Annotated in this window: 12 protein-coding genes; 1 reads left to right on the top strand and 11 read right to left on the bottom strand. The window is 48.9% G+C overall.

Annotation, left to right across the window (positions count from 1 at the left end; genetic code table 11):
- Nucleotides 1–22: 22 nt before the first annotated feature.
- The 10 genes from C1N69_RS04210 to C1N69_RS04165 all read right to left on the bottom strand — a co-directional run bounded on the left by C1N69_RS04210 (nucleotide 23) and on the right by C1N69_RS04165 (nucleotide 12860).
- A complete protein-coding gene (locus tag C1N69_RS04210) occupies nucleotides 23–1183 on the bottom strand; it encodes an aminomethyl transferase family protein (protein WP_059385940.1) in 1161 nt (386 codons plus the stop codon).
- Between the two features lie 29 nt (nucleotides 1184–1212).
- Nucleotides 1213–1494 (bottom strand): acyl carrier protein, encoded by a 282-nt coding sequence (locus tag C1N69_RS04205; RefSeq protein ID WP_013095701.1) that lies wholly within the window; start codon nucleotides 1492–1494, stop codon nucleotides 1213–1215.
- Between the two features lie 21 nt (nucleotides 1495–1515).
- Nucleotides 1516–2064, bottom strand: coding sequence for a hotdog family protein (locus C1N69_RS04200; protein WP_025759038.1), 549 nt, complete (start codon nucleotides 2062–2064; stop codon nucleotides 1516–1518).
- A 3-nt stretch (nucleotides 2065–2067) separates the two neighbouring features.
- Nucleotides 2068–2823 carry an SDR family oxidoreductase gene (locus C1N69_RS04195; protein ID WP_059385942.1) on the bottom strand — a complete coding sequence of 252 codons (756 nt, stop codon included), beginning with the start codon at nucleotides 2821–2823 and terminating at the stop codon, nucleotides 2068–2070.
- Between the two features lie 20 nt (nucleotides 2824–2843).
- The gene (gene acpS / locus C1N69_RS04190; protein WP_095441201.1) at nucleotides 2844–3212 is read right to left on the bottom strand and encodes a holo-ACP synthase; all 369 of its coding nucleotides are present in this window, start codon (nucleotides 3210–3212) and stop codon (nucleotides 2844–2846) included.
- 17 nt (nucleotides 3213–3229) lie between these two features.
- Nucleotides 3230–4849, bottom strand: coding sequence for a ShlB/FhaC/HecB family hemolysin secretion/activation protein (locus tag C1N69_RS04185; RefSeq protein WP_155030726.1), 1620 nt, complete (start codon nucleotides 4847–4849; stop codon nucleotides 3230–3232).
- 88 nt (nucleotides 4850–4937) lie between these two features.
- On the bottom strand, nucleotides 4938–8810 hold the full coding sequence (locus tag C1N69_RS04180) for a beta strand repeat-containing protein (RefSeq protein ID WP_155030725.1): 3873 nt from the start codon (nucleotides 8808–8810) through the stop codon (nucleotides 4938–4940).
- Nucleotides 8811–9104: 294 nt separating this feature from the next.
- A complete protein-coding gene (locus C1N69_RS04175; protein WP_244956315.1) occupies nucleotides 9105–11141 on the bottom strand; it encodes a polysaccharide biosynthesis tyrosine autokinase in 2037 nt (678 codons plus the stop codon).
- 128 nt (nucleotides 11142–11269) lie between these two features.
- On the bottom strand, nucleotides 11270–11719 hold the full coding sequence (locus tag C1N69_RS04170) for an arsenate reductase/protein-tyrosine-phosphatase family protein (RefSeq protein ID WP_155030723.1): 450 nt from the start codon (nucleotides 11717–11719) through the stop codon (nucleotides 11270–11272).
- A gap of 1 nt (nucleotide 11720) precedes the next feature.
- On the bottom strand, nucleotides 11721–12860 hold the full coding sequence (locus C1N69_RS04165) for a polysaccharide export protein (protein WP_155030722.1): 1140 nt from the start codon (nucleotides 12858–12860) through the stop codon (nucleotides 11721–11723).
- A gap of 363 nt (nucleotides 12861–13223) precedes the next feature.
- Between C1N69_RS04165 and C1N69_RS04160 the strand changes: the two genes are divergently transcribed.
- Nucleotides 13224–13919 carry a helix-turn-helix transcriptional regulator gene (locus tag C1N69_RS04160; RefSeq protein ID WP_032672589.1) on the top strand — a complete coding sequence of 232 codons (696 nt, stop codon included), beginning with the start codon at nucleotides 13224–13226 and terminating at the stop codon, nucleotides 13917–13919.
- Between the two features lie 110 nt (nucleotides 13920–14029).
- Here C1N69_RS04160 and C1N69_RS04155 read toward each other — a convergent pair whose 3' ends face one another.
- Nucleotides 14030–14737 carry an OmpA family protein gene (locus C1N69_RS04155; protein ID WP_275544884.1) on the bottom strand — a complete coding sequence of 236 codons (708 nt, stop codon included), beginning with the start codon at nucleotides 14735–14737 and terminating at the stop codon, nucleotides 14030–14032.
- Between the last annotated feature and the right edge of the window lie 281 nt (nucleotides 14738–15018).

The following is a 15018-nucleotide window of genomic DNA, read 5'->3' as shown; positions in this document are numbered from 1 at the left end:
TTCTCGCCGTTTTAATTAATAATTACAGTGCGCTTTTCGCTTTAGAGGCATCAACAAAACTGTGTTCAGTAGGATTAACCAGCATGCTCAGGTTATAAATAAATGGCATACCTTTGGTTTTCGCGGTCACCGTTTCCGAACGCGTTTGAATCGCAAAGCCGCTAATATCAGACCATGCATATTCATTGTCCATCAGCGCCAGCGCAATAAAGCACTGCAGGGCGGGAGAATAGATGGCCTTAGCCACGTTCCCGACCACCTGACCATCAACCAGTACGTTATCGCCTGATTCAATGCCCGAACAGGCACCCTCGGTAATCATGCCGATAACCTTGCGTGCGCCTTCGCGGTGAGACAGTTCTTCGGCCGCGTCTTTACCCACAAAGCCTTCTTTGTCGTACTGCACGGCCCATTGCAGCTGCAGCTCTACCGGATTGAGGTTGTACTCCGCCCACAGCGCGTCGTCCCAGCCTGGGTTTTCGATACGCACAATTTTCTGGTAGTCCAGCCCGCCGGTCTGCAGCTGGTATTTGCCGCCGTGCTCCAGCAGCTGCTGCCACTGATCCAGCAGCTGTTCCTGCTGGCCAACGACCATATAGGCGAATTCACCGTGTTTACCGCAGCGGAATACCATCAGCTCATCGTCGGTATTCATGTACTCATAGTAGGGCAGACCAATCACGTCGAAGCCGTGGATCTCGGACATCAGCTCCCAGGAGTAAGGCCCTTCCACCATGATCGCACCCCAGTTCTGCTCACGCATATCAGCAATTTCAGGGGCTTCCTGGATATCCAGCTCGTCGGCTTTTTCCAGAAGGGCGTTCAGACCAGCGATAATTTCCGCCGCCGGAATGTTCTCGGACATGATGTAATAGCCCTCGGATGAGCAGAGCACATACACATCGCCGCGCACGGTACCGTCTTCATTCAATACCAGCGAGTAGATCCCCTGCTCATCGCGGATAATCGAAACATCGGCAGAGACAAAATAGTTCACCAGTGCCCAGGCATCATCACCCATCACGCTGACAATCGACATGTGGGAATAGTCCACCAGCAGCGCATTTTCACGCACCGCTTTATATTCCACCATGGGGTCGTGATAGGCAGAAGGAACGTTGGCATTGTTGTAAATGCCCATTTTCGCTTTGTTTTTTAAATGAAAATCATAAAGAGATTTCATAACGTAATCCTGTTATTCGCAATGATAAATTAAGCTTTTTTCTTCTGGATGATAAATGTCGCCAGATTATTGATACTTCTCATATAAGAAGGATCGTCACTTTCGCTCACTTTGATATCGAAAACTTTATCCAGCATGACCACAATTTCCGTCGCATCAACGGAGTCCAGTTTTAAACCATTACCAAACAGGGCAGTATCATCATCAATTTGAGACTCATCACGTTGGATATTCAAACGCTGAATAATCTCAGTTTTAATTGTCATCAGCACGTCCTTGCGCTGGTCAATTTCGTTTTTCATTGTAGACATGGTTATAACTCTCTCAGGGGTTTACTTTGTTTCGCGGAAATTAATAATGGTGCCATGGCTAATTAACCGCTTACCGACGTTTGCCGTCACGGAATAGTGCTTAAAGCCATGGGCATCAGAAAATGCCAGCTTGCTGGTCACTTCAATCGAATCGCCTGGGTAGGCAATATCTTTAAATTTCAAATTCTGGGCCGCCAGGACACCGCGAACCTGTGCGCGGCGCGTGCGAATGATTGCCAGCATCTCGTCACGCTGAATGAGCGCATGAATGTCGCGTAACGATTTCAGCTCACCACCGAACGTCTCATTGTAGATATCGCAAATATCGGTGAGGAACGACAGATACTCGCTGGCCTGACCAAAAATCTCAGAAATAATGACCCCGGGCATGATCGGATCGTCCGGGAAATGCCCCAGCAGATAAGGTTCGTTATAGGTGATGTGTTTGGTCACCTTCACGTAGCCATTTTCGCCATATTTGAAGTCATCAATTCTGTCGACCATCAGCAGCGGCTGGCGCCAGCCGCCCATTTCCAGAAAAATCTTCGAGGGGATAACGTATTTAGACATAACTCACCGCATCACCAGACCGCCATCGATAACGATGGTTTGACCCACAATGTAGCTGGACGCTGTCGAGCCCAGATAAACGATGGTGTTGGCCACTTCATCACACTGGCCCAGACGGCGCAGAGGAATGGAGGCGGTGACGCCACGCACGACGGTACGGGATACCTTCTTCACCATTTTGGATTCAATCATTCCCGGCGCGATAGCATTTACGCGCACGCCATACGGCGCCAGCTCAGCCGCCAGGGTACGGGTGAATCCGAGGATAGCCCCTTTAGACGCGCTGTAGTTTGCCTGCCCGACGCTGGGGATAATGGCCGCAATGGAGGCCACGTTGATGATGGCCGGGCTTTCGGCGGAGCGCAGCAGCATTAAGGCTTCTTTCGTCAGGCGGAAAATGCTGAACAGGTTGGTGTCCACCACCTGGCTGAAATCATCAAAACTCATTGAGGCAAACAGGCTGTCTTTCACAATCCCGGCGTTGTTAACCAGCACATCCAGCTTGCCCGCTTCCTCGGTCAGGCGTGAACAGAGCGCAGTGACGCTCAGTGGATCGGCGAGATCGCACTGAATCAGCGTGAGTTTGCCCCCGGCCGGGTGGGTTTCTTTCAGTTCGGTTAACTGCGTGGCATTCGATTTATACAGCGCATAAACGTCGCAGTCCTGGTCAAGAAACTTAGCGCAGATCGCCAGGCCAATATCACCACTGGCGCCGGTGACCAGAACCGTCTTTTCCTTAAGATCGTTATATTGATACATAATATTCACTGATAGTTAGGTTAATAAAGTATGACAACAGCCGTCGCATAACTCTGACAATGCGAAATACTCAACGATGAATTCGCAATTTTTTTCTCGACCAGCAACGCGTTTACGCGTCCGTTAAAAATAAAACAGGGGCATCCATAATCATCATGGCTGATTTCGATGTCCTGAAATGTAATACCGTCCCGGAAGCCACACCCCAACGCTTTTACGAGCGCCTCTTTCGCCGCCCAAAATCCCGACGCACGTTCATAATTGGGATCGGCCAGATCAATTTTTTTGATTTCTTGTTCGGTATAGACCCGCTGTAAAAAATCTGCCTGCCAGTGGGTTATTGCCCGACGTATTCGTGAAACCTCGACGATATCCGTACCGATACGCATTTTTTCGCCAGTCCTTTTTATAACTGATAAGTCAGATTCAGATTAAAATTAAGCTTATCGACATCCATCCTGCCGGGGTATTTCAGCGGGACTGACAATGACGAGTCATAGCCCAGACTTTTTATGCTTCCCTGAATACCCACTGTCCCACCGATAATAAATTCCTCACCCCAGGTTTGGTCTCGCCGCATTTGCCCGCCATCTACGCCGATATAGTAGCTGGCGTTGATATCTCGCACCGGGTGATAGAGTGTATTTTGCAGGTAGTAACCGCTGTTTCCCGTCAGGCCAACGCTATTTTCAAACCCACGAACGCTCCAGCGATCCCCTATCGTTATTTGATCCTGGAGGGTCAACTCACGCGGCGCGTATTGCGCAAAAAAAAAGGCGCTATATACGTTATTGCTAAACTGTCGGGTATAGCGACTTTCAACATTAACCCGCTGACTGACGGGGCTGACATCGCCATAGACCATATCCGGCGTTTTTTCGGCACCGAACCCGGTGACAAAACGCTGCCAGGATAAGGTGGAATCCCAGTTTGCATTCACCAGCTGCTGCGTGTAATTCACACCAAACTTGACGTTATCCATGTCACGCTTCTGCAAAACAAGCTCTTCGCCATTAATGGTATAACCGGATTTTCGCCGAATCAGCTCGGCACTCCCCGTCACCTTCCGGCTTTTATCCCGGTAGACCGTACGCGACGCCTTGACGCTGCCGTACTCACTCTTTCCGGCGTAATCTACCGAGGTGTAATAGAGCGGTATCGCCTGCCGCGAACGACTGCCGCTGTAGAACAGCGAATAGTTCCAGTAGCCTACCGGCAGGGCATAGTAACCACTTACACTCTGGTACTGCCCCGTCGTGCTCTTCGTTCCTGCCAGATAAAACAGGTCACTAAAGCGGGCGGTGTTGTATAAATATCCCACCACTGAGGCCAGGTATTCTCCTGTCGCTTTATCGCCCCAGTTGTTATAGCTCGCCCGCACGCTCCACTGCTTTTCCCGGTTGGTGGTGATGCGAATCGTGCTATACCCGTGCTTCGTACCCGGTTCAATATTGATCTTCACATCCACGCCGGGTTCTTGCTGCAGGTTTTCCAGGCCCTGCTCGATATCGCGAATATTCAAAATGTCTTCTTTCGCAAACGGCAGCATCCATGGATTAATATCATTATGCTCGACAATAATTTTTTCTATTTTCCCGGCATTCACATCAAGCTTCAGCGTGCCGGAGGAAATATCCTGCGAAGGAATAGTGATACGGGTCGTGATGTAACCGGCATCAATATAAAAATCTTGCAACGCGGTGGCAATTTTCACCACACCGATGCTGCCAACGCAGCGTCCGAGGATCTCTTTTTTAACCGCTTTTTCGGTTTTACGTTTCAAAAAATCATTATCAAGAACAAGCGCCTTTAGGGTAAAACAGTTTTCCTCCTCCGGTAGTTTATCCAGTCTGAATACTTTACGTTCGGTGCTGGAGAATACATCCTGCCGATACACCTTTTGTTCTTTGAAAGCATTCAGATCTGCATTTTGCTGCTGTTTAATCAGAGTAGAAATGTCGTCAACCGCAAACAATTGAAAAGACATCACCAGCAATAACAGTAAAAATTTAAATCGCAGTTCCATTCACTTTCTCAGAAAAAAAGGCAGCAGGGTCTCGTTCTGACTTTGCGCTATCAGGCGATAGCTGCTGCCTTTTGTTACACCTTATCGATTACATACCAACAATGGTGCCGGTATTGGTTACTTTATTGGTAATCAGTTCCATACCGTATAAGCCACCGAATACGGCATCCTGACCGCTGTTTGTCACGTTATTCGCCGCGACACCAGCAACGCCATAAGACAGCATATTGAGGTAGTTATAGATATTCCCTGCCGTTTTCACAGACAGCGTATAATCGCTCACAATATTACCGCGGTTGGAAATGTCGGCACCGGCATTCAACGCGATATTCTGAGCAAGAATATTACTGTTGCTGTTATTGGTAATGTGACGCTGAGTATCCATTTTCAGATTGGTACCCGCGACGATGTCTTTGAAGTTCTCAACACCGTTCAGGGCATTAATTGTCAGCGCGTTATCTGCAGAAAGCGCATTGCGGTTATACAAAGTACCTTTCAGCACGTTGACGTTCACATCGCCTTTACCGCTGATCCAGCCGTAGTTGGTGACGCTGTTATCCACAGTCAGATTAAGTTTCTTATCTGACGCGATAACGCCGGTCGCGGTGTTGTTAGCCATGCTGCCATCGCTGTAGTTGCTCAGCGAACCCGCTGTCACGTCCAGGTTGCCCGCACTCCAGAGGGTCGCGTAGTTGTTGTAGAACGTGCCTGCCGCTTTGACGATCGCATCGGCGCCGCTCACCAGCATCGCACGGGTGTTATCCAGCGTCCCTTTAGACAGCACGCTCAGCGCACCGTTATCCGCGATGATGCTGCTGTTGTTGTTGTAGACGTTCTGCCCGGAAACAGACACACCTTCTCGGCCAATCATGCCGCCAACATCGCCCGTCACACCAAAGGTTTCGCCGTGATAACGAACAAAGTTGTTACCGTCGCGGTTTTCAACATTTCCGGCCGCATTCACGGACAGCTTTTTGTTCGCCACGATCATTGCGGTGTTGTTATACACCGTTGATTTCGTCTCAACAGCGACATTCTCACCCGCAATCAACCCGTTGTTGTTATCCACGATGTTGGCTGAAAGTTTGATATCACCGGCCTGAGAAAGCAATGAACCACGGTTGTTGTCGAAATACCCCATCAGCGCCAGGTCGATATTGCCGTAGGCAGCCGTCCGACCGTAGTCGTTATTCAGTCGGTTTGCCTTAAGAACGATATCGCTACCGGACTCGATTTTTCCGTAGTAGTTATCAACGGTTCCACCCGCTGTAATCGTCACATCGCCGGCCTCAGCGATGAGCTTACCGCGACTGTTATTCACATTGCCTGTCGCCGTCAGCGTCAAATTGCCGTCGGCTTTGATCGTGGAGGCGTTGTTATCAATGTTATTGGCACTGAAGGAGGCATCGCCATAGCTGACCATATTCAGGTCGTTATAGAGATTACCTTTAGTGGTAATCACCATACCGTTGTCAGCGACGATGTTACCGCGGTTGTTGACATCATAGACTGCCGAGATCGTGACGCTATCGCCCACCATGTTGCCGTCGGAGTTGTTCGTCACGCCACGCTGGGTATTCACCGCCAGAGCGCCACCCGCAGCGATGTTTTTCTGGTTTTCAACACCCGACTGAGCAGAAACCGTCAGCGATTTCTCAGCGGAGAGCGTATTACGGTTGGTCAGGGAGCCGTTCAGAATGTTCAGGATGGCATCACCCAGGCTGCTGATCCAGCCATAGTTGGTCACGCTGCTCGCCACATTCATCGTCAGATCGCTATCAGCCGCAATCACCCCCGTCGCATTGTTGTCTTCGAGCGCGCCGTTGCTGTAGTTGCTCAGGCTGTTCGCCTCGATCGCCAGATCGCCCATGCTGTAGGTGGTGGAATAGTTGTTATTAAACGAACCACCCGCCTTGATAGACGCATCTCCACCGCTCACCAGTAACGCGCGAGAGTTATCGATGTTGCCTTTTGCCTGTACTTTCAGCGGGCCTTTTTCAGAAATGATACGGCTTTGGTTGTTGTAAATCGTGTTCCCGGACAGCGAGACGCCTTCTTTACCAACCATGCCGCCATTCTGCTGAGGCATGCCGAAGTAGGTACCAAATGCAGAGCCGAAATCCGTACCGTAACGGTTTTCGATGTTATCGCCTGCAGTAACGCTCAATACCTTACTGGCAACGATGAACGCGGTGTTGTTATTAACCCCGGCATTGGCATTAATGGTGACGTTTTGTCCCATAATGAAGCCACCGCGGTTGTTCAGGGCATTTGATGCCAGGGCAACATCACCTTCTTCAGAACTGAATACGCCAATGTAGTTGGTGATATTTCCACCCACTTGCGCGCTCACGCCGGTACGGCCCGCTACACCGCCGTTGTCGTTACGCATGGAGGCGGCTTTAGCAATCACTTTGCTGTTGGAGTTCAGCTTGCCGGAGTAGTTATCAATCGTGCCGGCACTTTCGAGGGAGATATCGCCATTCGACGCCATCTGCCCACCGTTATTATTGATGCTGTTCGCGGCAATCTGCACGCCCTTCTCAGCAATAATGCCTAACGAGTCATCGCTGGCCGTATCGGCGGTTTTGGTCGCGCCGTTGTTAACGGTACCTTTCGCGGCAATCTTGGTGAAACCACCCGCAGAACGGATCATGCCTCGGTTGTTATCGACGTTACCGCCGCTCACAACGTTCACATCACCGAGGGCGTCAACTAACCCGCTGTTGTTGTTAACAGCAGCAGATTCAAGGCCAACATATCCGCCCTTGATCTGGCCATTGCTGTTATTCAGGGTGCCGGTTTTTAACGCCACGATCCCGGCTTCAATACCGACAGTCTTCCCTTTACCGTAGTTGGTTAAGGTGTTGTTGTTGGTATCAGCAGCCAGCATGCCCGCTGCGGCCATTTTACCGTTGGTGTTATCAATGGCGCCGCTATTGACGTAGAGGTCGCCCATCGTCGAAATGTTGCCTGAGCGGCTGTTGACGAGGGTATTTTTATTGGTGTCCAGCGCAATGGTACCGACGGACGTAATATCCCCGGTGGTGTTGTTCAGTGCGCCATTGGTTTTAATATTGATCTGACCAGAGGACTCAATGCGCGCATTGTTATTCAGCAGTTGACCGTTAGCGTCAATATTTACGCCGTTAACGCCACCCGCAATAATGCCCTGGTTACGCACGCCCACACCGCTTTCGGTGCTGACGAGGGTGATCTTGTTAGCATACATCCCGCCCAGGGCCGCCACGTCAATGCTGTTGGCATTACGAATGCCAGCCGCAGTAACAGAACCGGTGACCTGACCTGCCGCGTTGACGTAGTTATTACCCGCCACAACGTTCAGCTCACCCGCGCTCACTTTGTCAGTGACCACCACATTACGGGACAGAATTTCTGTCGGGCTGGCGTTATTCAGTTTACCCAGCGTAATGGTGCCGCCATTGACAGAATAACCGGCTAACTGATCGTTCTGAATATCCGGCGTACCGGTTGTCAGGGTCAGTTTACCGGTGTTAATGGAGCCGCCACCGTTAACGGTAATCCCGTTCGGGTTGGCAATGATTAAATCAGCTTTATCGCCCGCCACTTCCATCATACCGTTAATAGCAGAGGCATTTTTAGAGGTGACTTCGTTCAGGATGACTTTCGCCGACCCGGAGGTCAGATTGCTGTTCCCCTGCACCTTACCCGCCAGCACGGTGTTGGATTCAGTCGTGCTGTTATTGAAGATAAGCCCATTCTTATCAACGTTTAACTTGTCATACACATTATGTGAAAGCCCCTTATCGTTGGCTTTATTAATGTTAATGACGGGCACATTTCCGGCCGAATACACTACGCCGTTCTTGATGTTAATCTCTGCTGTGTGCGCAACAAATGGCAGAGCGAGCAGAACAGAAGCAGCAACGGGATGCCACTTCAGCTCCAGCTGAAAGACTTTATTTTTTTTACTATTCATTTAATCGACTCTTTATTACGGAATTATTACATTTTTCAAAATATAACATCACCACTCTAAATAATTACTTCATATCCGTTGATTGCTTTTGGTCCCTCCTGTCACTCCCTGATGGTTCATTAATTTAGATTTTTAAGAGCATTCCTTGACATTAATTCTGGCATTTTTATTCTGAACTGGCATTCAGACTGCACCACATAACGGGAACTTTTAATTAGGAACTCGTCATCAGGCCTTCGGAATTTTATACATTCCAGACCTGTCAATACGTATTCATTAAAGAACAGAGATGAATTATTCCTGGTATGAGTAATCGCCATAGCTATAAGAGGCTGAAGCCCGCTTCTCAACACCGTTGAATATCACACCCTGGATAGCGATACCGTTTTGATCAAATCGACGCAGTCCCGCTTCAACTTCCTGGATCGAGTTCTGTTCGAATCTGACGACCATCAGAGACGTTGAGGCGAAACGGCCAATGATCGCGGCATCCGTGACGCTCAGAATCGGTGGCGTATCCAGAATAATGACATCGTACTGGGCTGAACAGGCGTCAATCAGCGTCCGGAATTTCGGCGTCATAAACAGCTCGGCAGGGTTGTTGACCATTCTTCCCCGGCCAATAAAATCAACGCCCTGGTACTCTGTCTCTTCTATTACCCGGGCCACCTCCGCATCCGAAGATAAATAATCGGCAAGCCCGGCATGGCCGTCCGTTTGCGAGAAGATACTGTGCAAATAGCCCCTTCGCAGATCGCAGTCAATCACCAACACCCGGGTGCCGGCCTGCGCCATCAGCACCGCGAGGTTGGAACTGATGAAGGATTTACCCACCCCCGGTGAGGTACCTGAAATCATTAATATTTTGTTCTCCGCCTTCAGCATGGCGAAATGAAGGCTGGTCCGTAGCCCTCTTATCGCCTCAACCGCCAGCGAGGTGGGCGAAGATTTGGCTAACAGCTCGTCAGACTGGTAGGTTGTAATGGCACGGCAGCGTCTGCTCTTCGTCCGTTCAGGCGCCAGCGGAACGACGGCATGAACAGGAATACCCCGTTTTTCCAGCTCCGCGGGCTGTTTGATCCCTTTGATTAACATGTTGCGTATCAGAATCACGCCGGAGGCGAACAGGAAGCCCGTCAGCGCCGACAGGATGACAATCAACAACTTTTTCGGTTTAACCGGCTTATGCTGGGTGACGGCATTGTCAATAATGCGAACATTACCCAGCGTACTGGCCTTATTGATATTGAGCTCATGCTGCTTGTTCAACAACAGCATATAGATATCATTTCCCATCTGCACATCACGGGTCATGCTCAAAATTTCCTGCTGCGTTCGCGGCATGGTGCTGATACGTTGATTAAGTTTCTCTTTTTCTTCCTGCAGGACGGCTCGTTTTTCTGACAGTGCTTTATAAGCCGGATGCGAACGCTTATATAGCTTTGAAATCTCGGCCTCTTTAAAGGTTAATTCATTCAGTTGGGTATCGATGGACACCACATTGTCGAGGATGAATTTAGCCTCCAGCGATAAATCCACCGACTCATTATTTTTTCTGAAATCATTGAGTTTATTTTCGGCCGTCACCAGATTGTTTTTAATTTGCAGCAATTGTTCATTCACGAAGGCCAGACTCTTGCTGGCCTCTTCTGACTTACGTGCAACATCCTGGGCAAGATAATTGTGGCTGATCGTTTCAAGAATTTTGCTGATCATTACCGGATCGGAACCGGTCATGCTGAGATGAAGCATCCCATTGCCACCTGATTTTCCATCTACCACCAGGTTGTTTTTGATCTCATCAATCACCGAATATTCATTGTGTTTACGTAAAATGAAGACGGTGTTCTGCGTCAGTTCGGCATGTTCAATCATAAAATCAATGCCGTGCGCGTGAAGCGGGACGCCGACTTTACCCTGCAACACGGTCTCGCCGACCTGCAGGGTGTAATCACCCGCCACCGAGATAGTCAGGATCATCGCTTCGTTCAGGAACGCCTCGGGCACGGCCAGGGTTGAAATCTCAATCTTTCCCGTCGGTTTGCCAAACAGGCGCAGGAGCAGCGCATTCGCAAACGGATAGCGTTTCTCAGTCACGGAGATATCCAGGGCCAGATCGCGCACGGTTTTGCCAATCACCATCCGCGATTTAATTAACGAAATCTCTGATTCTGAAGCGACGCCGGAGCCTTCAGGCAGCATTGTTGAGAGCTTATTTAAAAGCCCCGTAGAAGCATTTTTCTCAACCTGAATTAATGCATCACTTTTATAGACGGGCGCTAAAGTGTAAGCGATAACAATGCCGAACGCGATAAACAGTAATGTTGTCACCGCAATCCAGACCTTGCTGTAATATAAAACCTTAAGGATTTGGAAAAGGTCAATATCCTCCTCCCGCGGAACATTATCGGTTTGCGATTTGCTAATGTGTTTGTCAAACATGCTCTAATCAGCCTTGATTATTTAACCTGCTGGAAAACCCTGACCCATTCTTCGGCAGCGGAAAAAAGTTGTTGAAAAATAACACCTGAAATATCTCGTCCCCGACGATAAGGATCAGCGATCTCCATTTGCTGGAGCCAGTAGCCGAATAAAAATGTCTTTCCCCGGGATTCCATTGCCAGGCGGGTGACGGCTTCAATATGATTTTGCTCCATGGCCAGAATCAAATCATATTCACGACACATCAACGGCGTGAGTTGTTTTGCACAATGGTCCTCTAATGAAAGGCCATACTCGCGGGCCGTCTCTGCCATTACAGGATCGGCCGCCTCACCTGTTAACGCAGCAATTCCGGCTGAATCTACCTTCATATCGGGCAAGCGTGAACGCAAAAGGCGTTCCCCCGCCGGGGAACGACAGATATTGCCTGTGCAGACGACAAGAATGGACTGGTATCTTCCATTCATATTAATTACTCCAGTTCCTGATGAAGCGCGTCGTTTCCGTCAGGCTGTAGACACCACTAATGGTGGGCATTAATTGATTAATGACTCTGTTCCAGCGAGAAACAGGCGCAGTCGTCACATACACAATATCGTACGGCTTGAGCCTGAATTCTGTTCCAAGCACCAGCGCCGTCGCATCCCGGGCATCAAGCTGATAAATATTTGCCTGCTTTCCTTTTGCCGCATCCGGTTTGTTTTCCGAGCGGATCACAAAGATACCGCTGGCATCACTGGTTAATTGATTCATTCCCTCCGCATTGCCCAACGCTTCCGTCAGGGTCATGCCAGAGCGATCCATCTTCAGGGTGGTTTGCTTCACGACATCCCCCATGACAAAGACCTTTAATTCATCATTGCGAGGGATATACAGAATATCGCCGGCATAGAGCAGCCTATTCTGCTGCAGATCGCCGTATTGCATTAACGCCTGCAGGGAGATAATTGATTTTTTACCGCCCTGGGTTAAAACCGCGTTGCCCCAGTCCGCATTTTCAGTCAGCCCACCCGCCAGATTAACCGCATCAATAATGGTCAGTGGAACGTTGGTGATGGGCTGCTGCCCGGACTGATTAACTTCGCCTGAAACATACACCTTTTGAGAACGGAATGCGGCAATCCCCACATCAACCTGTGGGGACTCAATGTATTTCGCCAGGTGTTCAGCGATCAGCTCCCTGACTTCGGTGACCGTTTTATCCTTAACATGGATTTTCCCGATGTAGGGGTAAAATATCGTGCCGTCTGAATGCACCCAGTTCCCCGTATCGCTGGCGCTACGGTACTGGCCGGACGGGGTGGTGAGCTCAGGGTGTTCCCACACCGTAACCATGATGATATCTCCGACACCAATGCGGTATTCATACGCTTCAAGCCGTTTATTCAGCTCCGCATTGGCGTGGGCGACCACCACGTTCTCGCGTAATTTTTCAATCAGCGCCGGGGTAACAGGATAAACGTTAACCTTTACATCATTGAGGTTCTCGGGATCGGGTGTTTCGACCACCGTTTTCCCGGCGGCATCAATATGACTGCCAGGCGTGATCTGACACCCCGCCAGTAAAAATAGCGTGGTGAAAATAAACAGAACTGAAAATTTTCTCATACTTTTCTTTATGCCATTTCAGGGAAATGACATTTCCTTATAATTAATCAACCACCCGTGGTGTTGCAGAGAGAATGAAGAGTGGAACCCGCAATTGATTAAATGATAAACCTTAAAAGTATGCCTGTCCTGCAGACGTAGAGTAATCTTACCCACAGACGTCTCTTTCTTAATATTACTATAAAGCAAGACCAAAACGGCAGATACGTAAACAATTCCCATTTATGTGGGGAGCATTCTCAAATAATAAGCCGGCGACATCGTGTAAAATGAAAATATATACATACCGTATCATAAGCTCGATAGCATGCAAATCTTAGGCTAAAAAGAGACGTGCTGAATAAATTAACCAAAGGGATAACCATGGATACGTCGCGAGTCATACTATCAAGATGTCATTTCAGCAATATCGGATTGCGTCACTTGCTTTCCGGCATGTTCAAAAAAGAAGAGATTATCTCTTTTTATAATCAACATCATTTATATGACTGGGCAAAAGGTATCAAAAAAGATAATTTTTTTACCTTATACCTGGTACTTCCTGACTCCATTTATAGCAACATTGTCTATTTTCAGTGGCTTATCTCACTCCAGCGAAAAACAAATCTCCGCGCGCCTGAAGAAATCATCATCGCCTACCACTCAGACTTTTTCCCGGAGCTTTTCGCCTGCATTTGCTCGCACTATAAACATCGCCTGGTGAACATCAATAATCTGACCAACGATGAGATTGTCAAAAAAATGCATACCCAGCGCCATCCCAGTAAAAGTGGGGTGGTCAAAAGATACATCGAGCTAACGCATATGGAGTTCTGTGTGTTAAAACTGATGATCTCGGGCTATACCATTGATGACATCAGTACCTTATATAACATCAAACCGAAAACCACGTACACCTACAGCAATAACATTATGAAACAGCTGGGGTTTAACTCGTTAAAGAAAATTTACTCCTGCGGTGAAATCATTAGATCATCGATTGAGCATGAAATAATAAGAGAAAAGAAAAAATACTACAGCCTTGCCCGCATCCAGATGTACGAACCGCAGACTGCTTAATACCTCATACCCTGTTACACCTCTCGCTGTGTCTTCAAAACCCGTTGCAATTCTCCCAAAAAAATACGGAAAGCATTTCTGCAATCCGTATTTTTTGTTTCTACGCGAACTTAGTGGCTTTTCACTAAAATTTCTACGCGGCGACTGTTGACGTTACATCCTGCCGCCTGTTGGCTGGCCGAAGTCCCGCAGCCTTCGGCACTTTGCGCGACCCCCATGCCCGTGGTGTTATTGATCAGCTCCGGTTTAATGCCTTTGGCAATCAGTAACGAACGAACGGTATCGGCACGTGCTTCAGACAAACGCTGGTTAGCCTCACGGCTGCCAATCGCGTCGGTATACCCCACAATCTGGATCTCCCGAACGTTATTTGCTTTTCTGGCGAATTTCACCACCTCGTCAAGCTTATTGCGCGACTCCGCAAAAATTCCCGCCGCATTACTGGCCGCAAAGCGGAACAGAATTTGCTCCTGAATAAGCACCACGCCGGTGTTATTCACGTAATCACACGCTTTTACCTGTGACGCACGGTTAATGATTTTGCTCTGCTTATGCATGTTGCTCAACAGAGATTCAGCCCGTGAACGCTCTTCCAGTGCCGCCGTATTTCCTGTCGTGCCTGGATTAACCTGAATAAAATAGGTTTGCGCACTCTCGGTGCTGAGCTGCTGCAGGGGGTTTTGTTTGCCCTGATAAGTGGGATGATCGTTGAACCAGGACTCCACCGCATGCGCGCCTGGCGCGGCGCACAGGACGGTAAATTGCCCTGGCAACAGCACCGACTGCAGCTCGCGATCGACATAAATCGTCGCGGGCACGCTCCCCTCAGGGTAATAAACCACAATCTGCGCCAGTTCAGGGGTAACATCAGCTACAGGACGATATGGCTGAGGCGCCGCCTTTTTAGATACCGGCTTTGTCTCAGCCGGTATATCGATGACATGCTTCACTCTTTCCGCTGACAATGCAGCGCTGGATATGAATACGCTGAGCGCGGCAGTAATCGCACACGCCAGGTTTATTTTTTTAAACTTATTAAGGGTTACTTTCATTTATCCAATTCCCGATTAACCCAGTGATTGACTGTGTAACAACGATA

Origin of the sequence: Enterobacter sichuanensis, assembly GCF_009036245.1 — a bacterium.
Lineage (GTDB): Bacteria > Pseudomonadota > Gammaproteobacteria > Enterobacterales > Enterobacteriaceae > Enterobacter > Enterobacter sichuanensis.
The sequence above is the reverse complement of the archived record's forward strand: the minus strand, read 5'-3'. Positions and strand labels throughout refer to the sequence as shown.